Here is a 17,794-nt window from a genome sequence, read left to right as displayed (position 1 = left end):
ATCATGGCTTTCGATCAGGCGACGCGCAATCGCTTGCAGCGGTTTGTGAATGAGGCGCGCAAAGCACTCGAAGAGGAGTTTACCCGCCAGCTGCAGCTCGATTACGGGCTTGATCCGGCGTCCGGGATAGTGACGCCTATCGAAAACCTGCGTCATCTGACAGACGCGCAGCGGGAAACGGCGCGCATCCTACGTGACACGCTGGCGCATTATTGCGCGAGCCCGGGGACGGACGCGACCGCTGGCCTCGACCGGATTGTACGTGAGCAAGCTTTCACCATTCTCAATCGCCTGGCGGCGCTGCGGATGGCCGAGGCGCGCGGACTGCTAATTGAGTCGGTTGGTAACGGCTATCAGGCAAAGGGTTTTCAGCTTTATTCCCGCCTGGCGGGCGCTGGGCTTGGTGAAACAGGCGATGCTTATCGGGCCTATCTTCTGAGCGTCTTTGACGAGTTATCTCAGGACTTGCCGACCCTCTTTGATCGCTATTCGCCGCAAGGGCGTCTGTTCCCTCGCGAGACAGCGCTTGTTCAGGTTCTGTCTCTGATCAATCACGGTGAAATCGACCCTCTGTGGGCCGAAGACGAGACGATTGGCTGGATCTATCAGTACTTCAATTCAAAGGAAGAGCGCAAAGCGATGCGCGAGGCCTCGCAAGCACCACGCAACAGCCGCGAGCTCGCCGTGCGCAACCAGTTCTTCACCCCGCGCTATGTGGTGGAGTTCCTGGTTGACAATACGCTCGGGCGGCTCTGGTTCAACTGGACTGGCGGGCGAACGATGCTGCGGGACCGTTGCCGATACCTCCTAGCGAAGCCAGACGAGCAGCCTGAGGCGGCAAAATGCCTGCGCGACCCGAGAACCATCAAGTTGCTCGACCCTGCCTGTGGCTCGATGCATTTTGGACTTTATGCCTTCGACCTGTTCGAAGAGATCTACCGCGAAGCATGGGCGTGGGAGCAGGCCCATGGCCCCGGCGCGCTGGATCGAGAAACCGGCGGTAACCGTAATCTGAAGCCGCTCTCGGAGACCTATCCCGATCAGGATAGCTTCCTGCGGGATGTGCCGCGGCTGATCATCGAGCGCAATATCTACGGTGTCGATATCGACCCGCGGGCGGCACAGATCGCGTCTCTGGCATTGTGGCTACGGGCGCAGCGGGCCTGGCACCAGGCGGGGGTGAAGGCCAAGGACCGGCCGCAGGTCGGAAAGGGGCACGTAGTGGCGGCGGTGGCGCCCCCTGCCGAGGTGGATCTGCGCGATCGGTTCATGGAGGAACTCGATCCACTAGATGCCGAGCTATTCGAGCAGACGCTGTTCATGCTCAAGGGCTTACCCGAGCTAGGGGTGCTATTGCAGGTCGAGAAGGAGCTGCCCGCGCTGATCCGCAAGGTCTTTGGCGAACATGGTGTGCTCTTCCGTACCGAAGACATGGCGCATTGGCAGAAGGCCGAGGCGCGGCTTCGCGAGGCGCTGACGGATTACGCCCGCGCAGTGCGGTCCACCTATCAGGGGCGGCTGTTTGCCGAAGACGCGCTGCAAGGGCTGCGAATGATCGACCACTGCCGTGAAAGGTTCGATGTCGTCGTGATGAATCCGCCTTTCGGCGCGCTGGTAGCGGGGACTAAAGGACAACTCAGTAAAGCTTACCCAATAAGCAAGAACGATCTTCTCGCAATATTTGTGGAGCGCGGGTTAGAGCTAATGCGGAAGGGCTCGCGGATTGGAGCGATAACTTCTCGAACTTGTTTATTCTTATCGAGTTACAGAAATTGGCGTGAGAAAGTTGTGCTCGGCACAGCGCGTCCTGAAGTCATGGCCGACTTGGGTTTTGGCGTGATGGACGACGCAATGGTTGAGGCTGCGGCGTATGTTCTGGAGAAGCAAGCATGACGAGCTTCCTTAGGGTCATTTCTGACCAGGATAAAGCTAAAGCCCTCTTCGAATGCTGTGCGTCACTGCGAGAGGGAAGCCCTGATCCGAGGAAGTTTGAGATCGATCCAATTCTTTTCCGTTCGGTTCCTGGCGCCCCTTTCTCGTACTGGGTACGTCCCTATGTACTGGCGATGTTCCAACGTCTACAGCCCTTGGAGAGTGAAGACAGGGTCGCTCAACACGGAGGCTCAACCAAGGACGATTTTCGCTTTGTGCGCCTCTGGATTGAAACCACAGATAATATAGCGGAGCGCTGGATTCCTTTCGCGAAAGGCGGTTCGTACTCGCTCTTCTACTCTGATGTATTCCTTACGGTAAATTGGCAACATGATGCGCGTGAACTAGAAGCTGCGTTGCTGCATAAGTATCCATATCTTGGAAACTCTGCAAACTGGGTTTTACATCGAGAGTGCAACTATGGAATGCCTGGTCTGACGTGGCCCAGTAGAACATTAAGTGGTCTTGGGATGCGCGTTATGCCCGCGGGTTGCATATTCTCCAGCAAGGGTCCCGCAGTTCTTGTCGGAAACGGAGATTCCAGTAGGTCTCTTTCCTTGCTAGCGATCCTAGTGTCGGCACCGTTTCGACAGCTTGTATCTTTGCAGATGGCATCTGTTTCCTATGAAGTGGGCGTAATCCAAAACACCCCCGTACCAATGCTTTCAGCAGAACAAGAGGGGCATCTTGCCTCAACCGTTGGAAGAGCTTGGTCACTTAAGAGGACACTCGATACGGTTAATGAGCTTTCGCATGCATTTTGCTTGCCCGCGGCCTTGCGCGGACGCCTAGGCGACTACGACCCAGGGTCTATTGGAGCTGAGCTGGCCGAGATCCAGGCAGAGATCGACCACATCGCCTTCAACCTCTACGGGTTCAGTGACGGAGACCGCGCCGCCGCGCTCGGGGTAACCAGTTTGACGGACGAGGATTCGAGTGGCGCAACTGAGGAAACTGAGGAAACAGACAATAGTGAAGACGATGATGTTATCGAGGCAATAGACCAGACCGATGCTCTACTCAGCTGGAGCATTGGCGTCGCCTTCGGTCGCTTTGACTGGCGCCTCGCGACGGGCGAGCGCGAGGCCCCGCCCGAGCCAGACCCGTTCGATCCGCTTCCCGCCAAGAGCCCCGGCATGCTGCCCGACGGCGCAGCACCGTTCCATAACCACGGCGGCATCCTAGTGGACGACCAGGGCCACCCGCATGATTTGGCGCGGCTGATCGAAGAAGTTCTCGCCCGAGTTCAGGCGGAAGTGCCCGGCGACGTGCGCCGCTGGCTGCAGCGCGACTTTTTCTCGCTGCACCTGAAGCAGTACAGCAAAAGCCGCCGTAAGGCTCCGATCTATTGGCCGCTCTCGACCAGTTCGGATAGCTACACTCTGTGGGTCTATTACCCGAGTCTGACCACTCAGACGCTCTATACCGCCGTCAATGACTTCGTGGAGCCGAAGTTGAAGCAGGTTGCTCGCGATGCCGCTGCTCTGCGTGAGAAGGGAAGTGGCCGGTCACGTGATGACGAGAAGGCCTTCGAGGCGCTGCAGAGCTTAGAGCTGGAACTGATCGAGCTGCGCGACACCCTGCTGCGGATCGCTCCCACCTATCGTCCGAACCATGATGACGGCGTTCAGATCACTGCTGCGTCGCTGTGGCAGCTGTTCCAGCACAAGCCCTGGCAGAAGGTGTTGAAGGACACGTGGACGAAGCTGGAGAAGGGGGATTACGACTGGGCTCACCTCGCCATGGCCTATTGGCCGGATCGCGTGCGCGAGAAATGTAAGAATGACAAGTCGCTCGCCATAGCCCACGACCTGGAACAGCTCTATGAGCCCAGTTCATTGGCGGCGGCTGGCAAACGGAAGAAGAAAGGAGGCGTAGAATGAGGATGCAATATAGTGTTGCGGCGCCCTGTTGTTTCTTTCACTCTTCGAGCTATGCCGAATATATTGCTTGTGATTATGGATATTTAGAAGAGATTTGAGCTGATGAGCATTTCACATTTCATCAAGGAGCAAATCCTTCTTCCGCGCCTTCGGCGGGCGGGGTGCATGGTCGTCTATGATCCAGAGCATCGCTATCGCGATCAATGCCTTAGCTTGGCAGGCGACCAGGTCGTTGTCGTGGATGCCTCCGAAGGTGGAATTGAGGCGCGTGAGGCAGCCCTTAAGGCTCTCGTTGAAATGGGCAAACCGGAACCGGCTGTTGAGGGGGTGCTGATCTATGTACCTGCTCGCAAGCCGGATACTGACGAGGCGATGCAGGTTGACCCGTTTTCCATATATTCGAAGTGCGGGGCGGTCTTTCCGCAAGATGATGGCGATGAGTATCTGAGCCTGTGTCTCCGGGCTCGTCCAGACCATACCACTGAGATCAGGAAGGCATTTGCTGCTACGCCGTCAGGCCCGGCATTCTCCGTCATCGATGCCATCGGTGGCGGCGCTAGCTGGCCCCATCTTCGGTCGGCGTTAGGGGTGGAGTCGGGCCGGGAAATCCTGACGGTACTTCTTGTGCCCAATGAGAAGCAGGCAGCTGAGCTGAAGCGGCAGGAGGGTTGGTCCGACGAGGCGCGGGAGTTCCTGCGGGCGACGCTGTCGATGACCGTAAAGACGCGGGGTAAGACCTGGAGCCCCCTGGCCGATGAGCTCTGGCGTTTTGTGCTGTTCAGTGAGTTTGTTTTCGATCTGCCCGGCGCACTGCCGGAGTCCATCAAAGGCGTTCCTCATGCTCCTGTCGAGGCGCGGCCCGTCGTTGAGGATGTCTGTGAGCGGCTCCGCAATGACCCGCGATGGCGGTCGGCATATATTGAGCGTGCCGAGACCATAGAAGCAGAGCTAGATTTGCAGAAGCAATGCGCCTCGATTGAGGATCTCGGGGAGCGCGACACCTTTCCGTTTGAAGAGCGTACTTATCTCAGCGTGGCCATCAAAGGCATCACCAAGGGCGATCTCGATGCAGCGCGTAAGGTTTTGGCTCGGCACAAGAACTCTGTTTGGCTCGGCAAGGGTGAGAGCCAGGCGCAATGGGAGTTGGTCCGCTCGGGTCTCAATCTTATCGAGGCTTGCGACGACTATGAGCGGCAACTTCCTAATCGTGCGCGCACGCAGGCGGATCTAATCGATTTCTATGTGACCACGCTGCGTGAAGTTGACCGTCTGCATCGCGAGTTCGAGCAAGCGGTCGGAGAGTTTATCGATCCCCATGACATGATGCATGAGGTCATTCAGCAATCTCGCCAGCGCTATCGCCGATTGGCTGAGAAAGTGCAGACCATCTTTATGAAGCATCTCGCGTTGAGCGGTTGGCCCCCGGCTGAGCGACTTGCCAATGCGGAGACCTTCGACCGCTTTGTCGGTTCGCGTCTCAAGGATTCTGGACGCCGGGTGGCCTATATTTTGGTTGACGCTCTTCGTTATGAGCTCGGCGTCGCCTTGGAGAAGATGCTAGCTGAAGACGGGCCGGTTGAGCTGCATGCTGCTTACGCGCAGTTGCCAACCATTACTCCGGTCGGCATGGCCAGCTTGCTGCCGGATGCCAGATCGCAGCTGACGCTTTCGACAGAAAGCGAGGCGCTCGTCCCTAAGCTCGGTGGCGTGGCGATTGCGAATGTTGGCGCCCGGATGGACGTCCTTCGGCGGAAATTCGGTGATCGCTTTAGCGAAATGCTCCTCGGCGATTTTGTTCGGCGGAACACCCAAATTCCGGCTACCGTCGATTTATTGGTGCTGCGGTCGACAGAGATCGACAGCCAGCTTGAGAACAATCCGGAGACGACCCTGGGGTTGATTCCGTCAACGCTCAAGTTCGTCCGCAACGCGCTCCATAAATTGAAGGGCATGGGCTTCAACGACGCTGTGATCGTGACGGACCACGGATTCTTCCTGAATGCACAGGCCGATCATGGTGATGTCTGCGCCAAGCCTCTAGGAAAGTGGGCGGTCAATGCACATGACCGCATGCTTCTGGGTACGGGTAACGAGGACAGCAACAATCTCGTCGTGCCGGCAGAGCGGGTTGGTATCCGCACTAACGCACCGCAAGCAGCGCTGCCAAGGAGCATGGCCCCTTACAGCAGCGGTCATCTTTACTTTCATGGCGGTGCCTCGCTGGCTGAGGCCGTGGTTCCTGTTCTCGTTGCGCGCCTCGATTCTGGTCAGCAAGCTGTTGTATCTCGGTCTTCCGTGGAGCTGAGCTATCGCAATGGCACTACCCGCATCACAACTCGCGTGCCGGTCATCGAGGTGGCGCTGAATTCGGACGATATGTTCTCGCGCGACGTCAGCGTTGAAATCCTGCTGGAGGCCCAGGATGCGAAGGGCCGGGTTGTCGGTGAGCCGCGGCCGAACGTAGAGGTGAATCCCGCCACCCACACCATCACGCTTAAGCCCGGAGATCGTAAGCAGATCGCTCTGGGCATGGACCGCGAATATGAGGGAAAGTTCGTGGTCAAGGCCTTAAACCCGACGACGCTGGCCAGCTTCTTCATCCTGACTCTTGAGACGGACTACACCGTATGAGCGAGCACGACCAACTCGATACGAAGCTTCTTGCTGCATTCGATGGAAAGGTGGTCCGCAAAGATCTCCTGCATCGGATCAAGAAGGGAACGAACGTGCCCACGTTCGTTCTGGAATTTTTGCTCGCCCGCTTCTGCGCCAGCGATAGCCAGGCCGAGATCGATGCTGGCATGGAAGCCGTACTCGCGACGCTGCAGGATAACTATGTGCGTCCCGATGAGGCGAATGCCGCGCAGTCGAAGGTCGCTACAAAAGGGAGCCACCGTTTCATCGACAAGGTGCATGTGCGCTACGTCGAGAAAGAGAAGCGGCACTGGGCATCCCTGGAGAATTTCAATTCTCAGCGCATCGCGATTGGCGAAAAGTTCTATCGCGACAATGACCGGCTACTCGAAGGCGGGATCTGGGCGGAGGTCACGCTCACCCATAACGATATCGAGGAAGATAATTACGCCTTCTACATCGAGGATTTGCGTCCAATTCAGTTGTCGCGGTTTGATTTCGCTCGCTACGCCGAGGGACGGAACGGCTTCACACGCGACGAATGGATTGATGCCATCATGCGCTCAGTCGGCTTGGAGCCTTCCAAACTCGATCATCGCGTGAAGATGCATTTCATCGCGCGACTGGCTGCGCTGGTGGAGCCGAACTACAACTATATTGAGCTAGGGCCCCGCGGGACGGGCAAATCGTATTTCTTCAGCGAATTTTCCCCGTACGCCACGCTTATCTCGGGCGGTCAGGCAACCAAAGCGACGCTGTTCTACAATAACGCCCGCCGCAAAGTAGGTTTGGTAGGTTACTGGGACACCGTCGCTTTTGACGAGGTTGGCGGCATCAAGGTCCGTGACCCTGACACCATCCAGATCATGAAGGACTTCATGGCGAACGGTCGCTTCTCGCGCGGCGCTGAAGTAATCGCCGATGCAAGCCTCAGCTTTGTCGGGAACATCGATCTATCGGTGCAGCAGGTCGTGAATTCAACGGAGTATGATCTGTTCCAGCCGTTGCCGCCTGAGCTCGATCTCGCCGTTATGGACCGTTTTGCTGCCTACATTCCTGGCTGGGAAATGCCCAAGAATAGCAGCTCATTTCTGACCAGCCGGTATGGCTTCATTACCGACTACCTGGCGGAGGCTTTCCACTACCAGTTCAAACATACAAATCGGTACGAGGAAGTCAGCCGCCGCGTTCGTTTAGGCAAGGCCGTGGAAGGGCGCGATGAGAAGGGCATCAAGAAAACAATCTGCGCCTTCCTCAAAATTCTGCATCCCAACGGCCCGCCGACGGACAAGGAGTTCGATGAATACGTCTCCTATGCGGTTGAATGCCGGCGCCGAGTTAAGGAGCAGATGAACAAGCGCAAACCGGATGACGAGTTTGCCAAAATCGGACTTTCCTATTTCGATGCAGCCGGAAACGAGGTTGTCGTTTATTGCCCTGAATCTAAGAACGCTGAGGCAACCCAGCAGCCCGCGCGACGCCGCCTGCGGCAGAACGGGGAAGACGCGGGGGCCGAGAGTCAGGTGCCGAGTACACCTGCTGCGTCAGAGAGCCCGCCGCCGTCGATCGATCTGACGAATGTGCCGTCGCCCGCGCCCGATATAGCTGCCTCCGAGTTGAGGGAGCAGCATTTCACAATCCTCTATGGCGACACAGGCCATAGTTACGAGTCTATCCTTGGCCCATATCTGCGTGGCGCGAAGGCGGTGGTCATCGAAGATCCCTACATTCGGATGCCGCATCAAATTCAGAACTTCGTCAGGTTCTGCGAAACAGTTCTCCGCCACAGCGTCGCGAAGAAGATTACGCTGATAACCGGCTACGATGACAAGACGCAGTTCGCCGACATCTCCGAGAAGCTCGAAGAGCTCAAACAGAGCCTGCTAGAGCTTGATGTTGTGCTTGAAATCAATCTCAACGCCAATCTGCATGACCGGGAAATCCGGATCGACAACGGATGGGTCGTTAAGATTGGCCGTGGTCTCGACTTCCATCAGAAACCCGGCGGATGGTTCGAAGTAGGGTCGCACGATCTGACCTTGCGCAAGTGCTTGGAAACGAAGGTCGATATTTTCCGCACAGCCGGCGCCAGGAGGTATGAGGCTGGAGCACGGGAATAGCATATGCCGACACTGGAAGGCGTCGTAGGGTCACCCCAACAGATCATGGGCGTCCAAAGCGAGTGGAGGGCGTCTATACGAGCCTGTGAGGTGCCTTGGCTGCGACAAGGCCCTCAAAAACCCTGCGCAACAAGCCTCGTCCGCGATCCTGCCTTGATGGCCGCTTGGCGTAGTGGCGACGTGCTCCCGCCATCGGTGATCATTATCACCGCGGGGTCAAATTTTCAGCAGTGCTCAGAAGGCTACTTTGTCGCCGCTAAAAGCCTTGAGCCCTCTTTTGCGGGCTCAATTCACAACAAAACTCGGGCCGTTACAATGTTACAAATATGTATGTAACTATATGATTTGTTTGGATCATGTGCGATTTCAAATCTCTCTAGCAGCACCATTTACCGCCTGAAAATTCAGGCATTTCCACTGAAATGCCAAGTCACTAGACCGGAACAAACATGCATCACTGCGAGCCTGGACACTCGCGTGCATCCTGTTGTGGCACGGGTTACACCAGCACTCCCAAGCCGATGAAGTCCTGTAGCTGCCGGAGTTCGTTCGGCCTATTGCGCACTACGCCGCCCACCTGAGCCAGCCGTCCGCATGGTGGCCCGCATTCAGATGCCCTGAGTATCGCCGGGTCGAGAGCAACAAGTACCTGTGGCCGGGACGGCGGGTAAAGTGCGGCAATTTTCCGCGGACTAGGCCATTTCGTTGTAGATCGACGGCGTACCAAAGTTGTTGATGACCTCGGAGCCGAGTCCCAGATCGTGAAGAACGCGCCGAACCGGCACGTCAAAGCCGACCTTCATCAACTCCGTCTCGACGTTTCTGGCGAAACAGGAGCCGATCGTGAAGACCTTCTCGCCATGCTTCAACGTCAACCCGCCCGCATCGATCGCCGGTATCGCGATCGGTTCAACGCGGCTGGAGGGGCCGCGGGCATCCCACCCTGAGTAGGGATTGTTCTTTCTGGTTGCTACGGCAACAGAAGCCGGGCACTGCATAGTTCGGCATGGCGGTGATTGTCTCCGACAACGAGTTGCCGGGACAAAAGCACAAGTCGCCTCAGCATGACAAGACTTGACCTGCCACCCGCCGCTCCAGCCTCCTCGTACGCCCTGCGCCCCCTAAGCGACGCCACTAGTATTGCCGGGCTGCCGATCGGGTAGTCTCGAACACATTAGGGCATTCTCAGATATGGCTGTGCACAGCCATAGGTTTTGTGCGTCGCAGGATTGATCGTTTCTCCGGCTCTTGCCAAAAGGAGTTGTGAAGGCTGAAAATCGCGGTGGCGGGCATTGTCGGACTATCTTTTCTTCGGAAGCAGAACCAAGCGATTCTTAATATTAGACTCGACCAAAATTGAACTGGTCGGGACATCGGCACCCGGAGATTTTTTCGATGGGATCGGCGTGTTCGACGGCAGCCTCTGCCGATCCCCGGCAGTTCCACGTGCCGACGCATGGCAAGGTCGTGGAAACTACATGATCGCGCGTCACAAAGCAGATGGAAGTGCCGATATTTCAACAGACCCGCTGGGGCAATATCCATTATATATTTACAACCAGAGAAATGTATTTTGTGTATCGAACAATATTTATCTCCTTGTGGAGGCGTTGAAAAGAAACGAAATATACCTCAAGCGCAGCATTGATGTCTTTGGTTATTTTGTAACTCAGGGCAGTGGGGCGCTGGATTGCACCGGCTATGACGAGGTGAAATTACTTGAGGTGGGGTCGAGGATTTCCGTCACGAAAGATCTTCGGCTTACCTTGGAAAAGGTCGATGCGCCCAGTCTTCTATATTCTGACCGGCCATACCGTGAACTGCTTGATGAGGCAGCCAGCGAAATCCTAGGCAACGTACGCGCTCTGTCCGGCGGCGACTTCCGATTTCGTATTTGCGATCTTACCGGTGGAATGGACAGCCGCACGGTGCTGGCGGCGATCTTGAACCTCGGCGAGCGAGACAGGTTCATGTTTCACACAACGGGAGGACGCGATAGTCCGGACGTGAACGTAGCCGAATTCTTGCGGCAGGAGTTTGGGCTCGCCAGCGCCAGGGGCAAGGTCGCTACGTTGATGCCCGCTTCCCCATTCGAGGAGCTTTGCCGCACCGTTGCCCGCGTCGGTGGTCTCTTTTCGATGAACTATGTTGTCGGCCGCTATGACGAAGAGAATTCGAACGATCTATCGTTTGGCGGTGGACTGGGAGAACTCATGCGGCACTTCTGGCCGTCCAGACCGGCAGGCGGCGAACTGAACACCCCCCTTCAATCCATTGTTTCGACGATGCAGAAACGGTCGGGCGTACTGAGAAAAACCGTTGCTCACCGCCAGCAGCGCGACATTGCCCAATTCGGAATTGACGCGGTCAGTTCGGGCATTCGACCGGAACATGCCGGCCATTTCCTGTATCTCAAGGCCAGGACACGATACCATTTTGGGGTCTGGTGGGCAGCTTCCGCGAGGCGAAAGTTTCATCCACTCTACAGCCCCTCGGCGATAAAGGCTGCTTTTGCACTTCCAGATGAGGAACGGATTAACAATCGCGTCGGCTTCGATCTTATGAATCTCCTGTGCCCCCGGCTCACGGATATCCCATTTGCCGAAAATTCCTGGTCGCCATTGCTGCACAGCCATCCACCTGCGCCTGTCACAGAAGGCTCCCTCTTGAAAAATCGCGCGGAATCGTCAGTGAAAGTCAAGAACGCCAACGCCAATCGGAGAGCAACGGTCAAAGAAATAGTCGAAGACTTTCAGGCAAGAGATCGAAACTTTGAAACTCTCTCATCCGTGTTCGATGTCGAAGAGACAAGGAAAGTCATTGTGCAGGCTAAAGGGCCACGTGTTTCAGCCCGCACAGAGGCTACAGCCTGCCGTATTCTTGGCGCATACGCGTGGCTCAAAGAGCTGGATCTGCCTTTCCGCATCTAGATATGTTTCGATTGCGAACCATTGCCCTTCGGGCTGGTTCGAGTATTTCTTGAAAAATCTCTTTTTGCCGTTCTGGACGTTCTCGATCCGTGTACCACCCGCATCCGCCCCACCTGACGCGGGACAATAATGGCACGTGATTGCCGTCCCACCTTCGCGAATGCCGCTTTTGCGCCACTGAACATCGGCGTGTTCGCGCATGCGGTGAAAAACCCCTGAGTTCCGGGAAGTCTCTGCTGCAATGCAGCGACGAATGCCCCTTGATATGTTGAGTGATTTGCGTATCACTAAACACGTTGCTCAACATGGCGGAATGAGGGCCGTGCCGGGCATGACCATGCAGGGAGTTTTCCGAAGGGTGGCGTGGGGCTTCCTTTCGAATCTGGGAGGATTTCATGAAAACGATGTGCAGACCCCTTCTCGGGGTAACGATGGCGCTTGGCCTTTCGACGGCCTTGCCGACACTCGCGCAGGCCGACGAACTGACGCTGTGCTGGGCCGCCTGGGACCCGGCCAACGCGCTGGTAGAACTCTCCAAGGACTTCACCGCGCAGAGCGGCACGCAGATGAAGTTCGAGTTCGTGCCCTGGCCGAACTTTGCCGACCGCATCCTCAATGAACTGAACTCGGGCGGCAAGCTCTGCGATCTTCTGATCGGCGACAGCCAGTGGATCGGCGGCTCGGCGGAGAACGGCTACTACGTCAAGCTGAACGACTTCTTCGACAAGGAAGGCATCAAGATGAGCGACTTCGCCGAAGCCGCCGTCAATGCCTATTCGACCTGGCCGAAGGGCACGCCGAACTACTGGGCGCTGCCGGCGATGGGCGACGCCAACGCCTGGTTCTATCGCAAGGACTGGTTCAGCAAGCCCGAGATCCAGGCCGAGTTCAAGGCCGCCACCGGCCGCGACCTGGCCCCGCCCACTACCTGGGACGAACTGCTGGAGACCGCCAAGTTCTTCAACGGCAAGGAGATCGACGGCAAGAAGGTCTATGGTGCGGCGATCTTCACCGAGCGGGCCTCGGAAGGCATCACCATGGGCGCGACGCAGGCACTCTACCCCTACGGCTTCAAGTACGAGAACACCACCGGCAAGTATGACATGGACGGTGCCGTGAACTCCGAGGGCGCCGTCAAGGGACTGGAGGCCTACAAGGAGCTCTACAAGTGCTGCACGCCTCCGGGCTACACCGACGCCTACATGGGCGAGACGCTGGACGCGTTCAAATCCGGCCAGGCTGCGATGGCCATGAACTGGTTCGCCTTCTTCCCCGGCCTTGCCAAGGATGAGAATGTCGGCGGCGACAAGATCGGCTTCTTCGTCAACCCGAAGGAGGCGACGGCGGCCTCGACGCTCGGCGGCCAGGGCATCTCCGTCATCGCCAATACCGACAATATGGACGGCGCGCTGGCCTACGTGAAATGGTTCGCCCAGCCCGAGGTCCAGAAGAAGTGGTGGCAGCTCGGCGGCTACGCCGTGCATAACTCTGTGCTGAACGATCCCTCCTTCAAGGATAGCCAGCCCTTTGCGGCCGACTTCCTCGTGGCCATGAATCAGGTGCAGGACTTCTGGCAGGAACCGTCCTACGCCATCCTGCTGCAGGCCGCGCAGAAGCGGTTCCACGACTATGTGGTGGCTGACCAGGGCACCGCCAAGGAGGCGCTCGACGGGCTGGTCAAGGACTGGACCGAGATCTTCGAGGACGAAGGGAAACTCTGATTTCCTCCCGGCGGGTCGTCCGGCGCCTGTCCGGGCGGCCCGCCGCAAGCGCGTTCCTCCAAGCCTCAAGGTAATGTCCGTGATCAATTCCGATACGACCATACTGGAAAAGGAGCCGGAACGGGCCGCGACCTCGAGGCCGGCTTCGCTCGCCCGGCGCATCGGCGGCCTCTCCGACCGCGCCATCGCCTGGCTCTTCATCACGCCGACGATCGCGCTGCTTCTCGCCATCAACATCTTCCCGCTGATCTGGGCGGTGCGGCTGTCTTTCACCAACTACCGCGCCAACCGGCCGAATGCGGTGGTGGAAAGCGTGGGCTTGCAGAACTACCAGCGCGTGCTGACCGATAGCGACATCTGGATCGCCATGCAGACGACGGCGCATTTCGTTCTCTGGACGATCGTGCTGCAGACGCTGATCGGCTTTGCGCTGGCCTATCTGATCGACCGCAAGTTCCGCGGCCACGCCTTCTGGACGACCGTCATCCTCATCCCGATGATGCTGTCGCCGGCGGTCGTCGGCAACTTCTGGCGCTTCCTCTACCAGCCGCAGATCGGGCTGTTCAACTACATCGTCTCCTACGTCACCGGCGTGCCGCCGTCCTCCTTCGAGATGCTGGGCTCGGTTTCGCTGGCGCCGTGGTCGATCATCATCGTCGATACCTGGATGTGGACGCCCTATGTGATGCTGATCTGCCTCGCAGGGCTTCGCTCCATTCCCGACTACATCTACGAGGCGGCCGAGGTGGATCGGGCGTCGGCCTGGCGCCAGTTCTGGTCGATCACCATCCCGATGGCGCTGCCCTTCATCATGCTGGCGGTGCTTTTCCGCGGCATCGAGAACTTCAAGATGTTCGACATGGTGATGCTGCTCACCGGCGGCGGACCCGGCTCGACCACCGAGGTCGCCTCGATCACGCTCAAGCGCGAGGCCTTCGAGAGCTGGCGGACGGGGCGCGCCTCGGCCTTCGCCATCATCCTCTTCGTCGCCGTCTTCGGGCTCGCCAACATCTACGTCAAGGCACTGAACAGGGTGAAGCAGAGATGAGCAACGCCACCTCCGCCCATTCCGTCGTCGAGCCGAGTACCACGACCAAGCGCATCGCCGGCATCATTGTCGTGCTCTATGCGATCATCACAATGGTTCCGCTGGCCTGGATCTTCATGACCAGCTTCAAGTCGCCGCCGGATTCGATCAGCTATCCGCCGAAGCTCGTCTTCACGCCGACGCTCGAGGGCTATTGCAACCTCTTCACGACCCGCACCCGGCAGACGCCGGAATACATCCAGTCGCTCGGGCCGCCGCAGTCGACCTGCGACGAGATCACCCGCAGCCGCAACATGGTGATCGCCGGCCCCTCGAACTATTGGCCGCGCTTCACCAATTCCATGGTGATCGCCTTCGGCTCGACCTTCCTCGCCGTCTTCCTCGGCACGCTCGCGGCCTACGGCTTCTCGCGCTTCCGCGTGCCGCTCGCCGACGACCTTCTGTTCTTCATCCTGTCGACGCGGATGATGCCGCCCATTGCCGTCGCGATCCCGATCTACCTGATGTATCGCGAGCTCGGCCTGTCCGACACCGCACTCGGGATGATCCTGCTCTATACCGCCGTCAACGTCTCGCTCGCGGTCTGGCTGCTCAAGGGTTTCATGGACGAGATCCCGCGCGAGTACGAGGAGGCGGCGATGATCGACGGCTACACGCGCCTGCAGGCCTTCCGCAAGGTCGTGCTGCCGCAGGCGACGACGGGGATCGCGGCCACTGCCATCTTCTGCCTGATCTTCGCCTGGAACGAATATGCCTTCGCCGTTCTCCTGACCTCCGGCACGGCCCAGACCGCACCGCCCTTCATCCCGACGATCATAGGCGAGGGCGGGATGGACTGGCCTGCCGTCGCCGCCGGCACCACGATCTTCCTCGTGCCGATCCTCGTCTTCACCATCCTGTTGCGCAAACAGCTGCTACGCGGCATCACCTTCGGGGCGGTCCGCAAATGATCCGGTTGCGTCTTTTCCGCGGCGTCCCCCTCACCCGGCCTCCGCTTCGCTCGGCCACCCTCTCCCCGCGGGGGAGAGGAGGTCCATCGGCGCCGGCGATCCGGCCTCGATGGCGCATGGACGCTTTCGTTCCTGCTCGTCTTTCCGGGGCGACGCAGCCCTTGCGGTACTCCTCTCCCCACCGGGGAGAGGGTGGCCAAGCGCAGCGGAGGCCGGGTGAGGGGGCGGCACCCCGAAACATTGAGGAGGGCAACACGCGATGACCGCACAGTCCGAACCCATTAAGCGCAAGCGCCCCTTCTTCTTCCGCCGCGGGCCGATGGAGAATATCGCCACCGGCCTGATCGCGCTCGGCTTCCTCATGCTGTTCCAGCCGTTCGCGCTGGTGCTCTACACCTGGTCGCTGGTGACGCTGCTCGCCGGCACCGTGATGTTCATCGTCGTCTCGAAATTTCCGGAGTAGCCATGGCGGAGATCAGGGTTGAAAACCTGCGCAAGCAGTTCGGCGATTTCACAGCGGTCGAGGATTCCTCGTTCACGGTGCACGACGGCGAGTTCCTGGCGCTGCTGGGGCCCTCCGGCTGCGGCAAGACGACGACGCTGCGGATGATCGCCGGGCTGGAATTGCCGACCAGCGGCAAGATCCTGCTCGACGACGAGGACGTCACCTTCAACCGCGCGAGCGCCCGCGACATCGCCTTCGTCTTCCAGCTCTTCGCGCTCTATCCGCACATGAACGTGCGCAAGAACATCGGCTTTCCACTGCTGTCGCAGGGCGTGGCGAAGGCGGAGATCAGAAAGCGCGTCGAGGAGACGGCCCGGCTCCTGCAGATCGGTCATATCCTCGACCGCTCGGTCTCCGGTCTCGCCGGCGGCGATCGCCAGCGCGTGGCGCTCGGGCGCGCGATCGTGCGCCGGCCGAAGTGCTTCCTGATGGACGAGCCGCTTGGCACGCTGGATGCCGAGTTCCGTGAGGTGATGGTCCACGAACTGCGCGAGCTGCACAACCGCATCCACGCGACCACCGTCTACGTCACTCACGACCAGCACGAGGCGATGGCGATGGCCGACAAGATTGCGGTGATGAACCACGGTATCATCGAGCAGTACGGCACGCCGCAGGAGGTCTACAACCGCCCCGCCTCGATGTATGTCGCCGATTTCATCGGCTCGCCGCCGATGAATTTCCTTAAGTTCCAGTCAGGGCTCGAAAGCGGAGCCACGACAATTCGCCTTGGCGACGTGCCGATCAGTGTTCCGGAAGTCCATGCCGTGCGGGAGCCCGGTGAACTGGCGCTCGGTGTGCGTCCCGAGCACGTGCGCTTCAGCGATACGGCACCCCTGCGCGGTGCCGTCTACGGCAGCGAGTATCTCGGCACCAACCAGATCGTCTCGGTTGAGACGGCGCAGGGCATGGTCAAGGCGCGTGTCCCGGCGGACCTGAATTTCACCATCGGCGAGACGGTCGGGCTCGATCTGAACAGCGACAAGCTCTCGCTGTTCGATTGCGCATCGGGCAAGGCCGTTCCTTCGTCCCTCTACGCGGAGGCCCGTCATGGCTGAAGTCACCCTCGCCGGCATCAGCAAGGCCTTCGGCGAAACGCAGGCCGTCAGCAACGTCAGCCTGACCGTCCGCGACGGAGAATTCGTCGTTCTGCTCGGCCCGACCGGCTCCGGCAAGACGACGACGCTGCGGCTGATCGCAGGCCTGGAAAAGCCCGATTCCGGCCGCGTGACCATTGCCGGCCGCGACGTGGTCGGCGAGGCGCCGGCCAGCCGCGACGTTGCCTTTGTCTTCCAGCAGTATTCGCTCTATCCCCATCTGACGGTCTACGAGAACCTCGCTTTCCCGCTGCGCTCGCCCGCCCGTCGCCTTGCGACTGGCGAGATCGACCGGCGCGTGCGCGAGGTGGCGAAGATGGTCCGCATCGACCACAAACTTGAGAACCGCTCCACCAGACTGTCGGGCGGCGAGATGCAGCGCGTGGCGATCGGCCGGGCATTGGTGCGCAAGCCCGCGATCTACCTGATGGACGAGCCGCTCTCCTCGCTCGATGCCAAGCTGCGCGCCGAACTGCGGCTGGAGTTGAAGCGCATCCAGAACGAGATCGGCTCGACGTTGCTCTACGTCACCCACGACCAGGTCGAGGCGATGACGATGGCCGACCGGATCGGCATCCTGGCGGAGGGAAGGCTGGCGCAGATCGGTACGCCCCGGGAAATCTACAGCAACCCGGCCAATCTCCACGTCGCCGCCCGGCTCGGCCAGCCGCACATCAACCTGATCCCGGAGGGCTTGCTTCCCGGCGGCAGTACGCCCAAGGGCACGAAGACGATCGGTGCCCGCACCGAGCATCTGGAGATCGTGCGTTCGGGGCAGGGCAATGCGGAGATCGACTGGATTGAACACCTGGGCGACCAGAACCACCTGCACATCAAGGTCGGCCAGCACAAGCTGGTGACGCTCGCCGATCCCTATCTTGCCATCGGTCGGGGTGACCGGATCGACTTGAAGCTTCGCAATCCGCTCTATTTCGACGCCGGGGGGCAGAGGCTGACGTGACGGCGCGGGCAGC

12 protein-coding genes are annotated in these 17,794 nt (G+C 59.1%); 11 read left to right on the top strand and 1 reads right to left on the bottom strand.

Annotated features, from left to right (window positions below):
* Positions 1-3: 3 nt before the first annotated feature.
* The 4 genes from GGQ64_RS22455 (at position 4) to brxL (ending at position 8,569) form a co-directional block, all read left to right on the top strand.
* Positions 4-1,893: an Eco57I restriction-modification methylase domain-containing protein gene (locus tag GGQ64_RS22455; RefSeq protein WP_183807572.1), complete on the top strand. Its 1,890-nt coding sequence runs from the start codon at positions 4-6 to the stop codon at positions 1,891-1,893.
* Complete coding sequence (locus GGQ64_RS22450; RefSeq protein ID WP_183807571.1) at positions 1,890-3,815, top strand: BREX-1 system adenine-specific DNA-methyltransferase PglX; 1,926 nt, start codon at positions 1,890-1,892, stop codon at positions 3,813-3,815. The genes GGQ64_RS22455 and GGQ64_RS22450 overlap by 4 nt, the downstream gene beginning before the upstream one ends.
* Positions 3,816-3,917: 102 nt before the next feature.
* A complete protein-coding gene (locus tag GGQ64_RS22445; RefSeq protein ID WP_183807570.1) occupies positions 3,918-6,446 on the top strand; it encodes a PglZ domain-containing protein in 2,529 nt (842 codons plus the stop codon).
* Entirely contained in the window at positions 6,443-8,569 is a 2,127-nt protein-coding gene (brxL, locus tag GGQ64_RS22440; protein ID WP_183807569.1) for a BREX system Lon protease-like protein BrxL, read from the top strand. The genes GGQ64_RS22445 and brxL overlap by 4 nt, the downstream gene beginning before the upstream one ends.
* A gap of 692 nt (positions 8,570-9,261) precedes the next feature.
* On the opposite strand, the gene GGQ64_RS22435 is transcribed toward brxL, so the two are convergent.
* Positions 9,262-9,444 (bottom strand): GSCFA domain-containing protein, encoded by a 183-nt coding sequence (locus GGQ64_RS22435; RefSeq protein WP_183807568.1) that lies wholly within the window; start codon positions 9,442-9,444, stop codon positions 9,262-9,264.
* A gap of 417 nt (positions 9,445-9,861) precedes the next feature.
* On the opposite strand from GGQ64_RS22435, the gene GGQ64_RS22430 reads away from it, so the two are divergent.
* The 7 genes from GGQ64_RS22430 (at position 9,862) to GGQ64_RS22400 (ending at position 17,781) form a co-directional block, all read left to right on the top strand.
* Positions 9,862-11,499, top strand: a complete 1,638-nt coding sequence (locus GGQ64_RS22430; protein ID WP_183807567.1) for a hypothetical protein — start codon at positions 9,862-9,864, stop codon at positions 11,497-11,499.
* A 395-nt stretch (positions 11,500-11,894) separates the two neighbouring features.
* Positions 11,895-13,220, top strand: a complete 1,326-nt coding sequence (locus GGQ64_RS22425) for an ABC transporter substrate-binding protein (protein ID WP_183807566.1) — start codon at positions 11,895-11,897, stop codon at positions 13,218-13,220.
* Positions 13,221-13,293: 73 nt separating this feature from the next.
* Complete coding sequence (locus GGQ64_RS22420; RefSeq protein ID WP_210300364.1) at positions 13,294-14,268, top strand: carbohydrate ABC transporter permease; 975 nt, start codon at positions 13,294-13,296, stop codon at positions 14,266-14,268.
* Positions 14,265-15,218 (top strand): carbohydrate ABC transporter permease, encoded by a 954-nt coding sequence (locus GGQ64_RS22415; protein WP_183807564.1) that lies wholly within the window; start codon positions 14,265-14,267, stop codon positions 15,216-15,218. Before GGQ64_RS22420 ends, GGQ64_RS22415 begins: the two co-directional genes overlap by 4 nt.
* 259 nt (positions 15,219-15,477) lie before the next feature.
* Positions 15,478-15,681 (top strand): hypothetical protein, encoded by a 204-nt coding sequence (locus GGQ64_RS22410; protein WP_183807563.1) that lies wholly within the window; start codon positions 15,478-15,480, stop codon positions 15,679-15,681.
* A 2-nt stretch (positions 15,682-15,683) separates the two neighbouring features.
* On the top strand, positions 15,684-16,781 hold the full coding sequence (locus GGQ64_RS22405) for an ABC transporter ATP-binding protein (RefSeq protein ID WP_183807562.1): 1,098 nt from the start codon (positions 15,684-15,686) through the stop codon (positions 16,779-16,781).
* Positions 16,774-17,781: an ABC transporter ATP-binding protein gene (locus tag GGQ64_RS22400; protein WP_183807561.1), complete on the top strand. Its 1,008-nt coding sequence runs from the start codon at positions 16,774-16,776 to the stop codon at positions 17,779-17,781. Before GGQ64_RS22405 ends, GGQ64_RS22400 begins: the two co-directional genes overlap by 8 nt.
* Positions 17,782-17,794: the final 13 nt, after the last annotated feature.

This window comes from Mycoplana azooxidifex (assembly GCF_014196765.1).
In the GTDB taxonomy this organism is placed as follows: domain Bacteria; phylum Pseudomonadota; class Alphaproteobacteria; order Rhizobiales; family Rhizobiaceae; genus Mycoplana; species Mycoplana azooxidifex.
The sequence above is the reverse complement of the archived record's forward strand: the minus strand, read 5'-3'. Positions and strand labels throughout refer to the sequence as shown.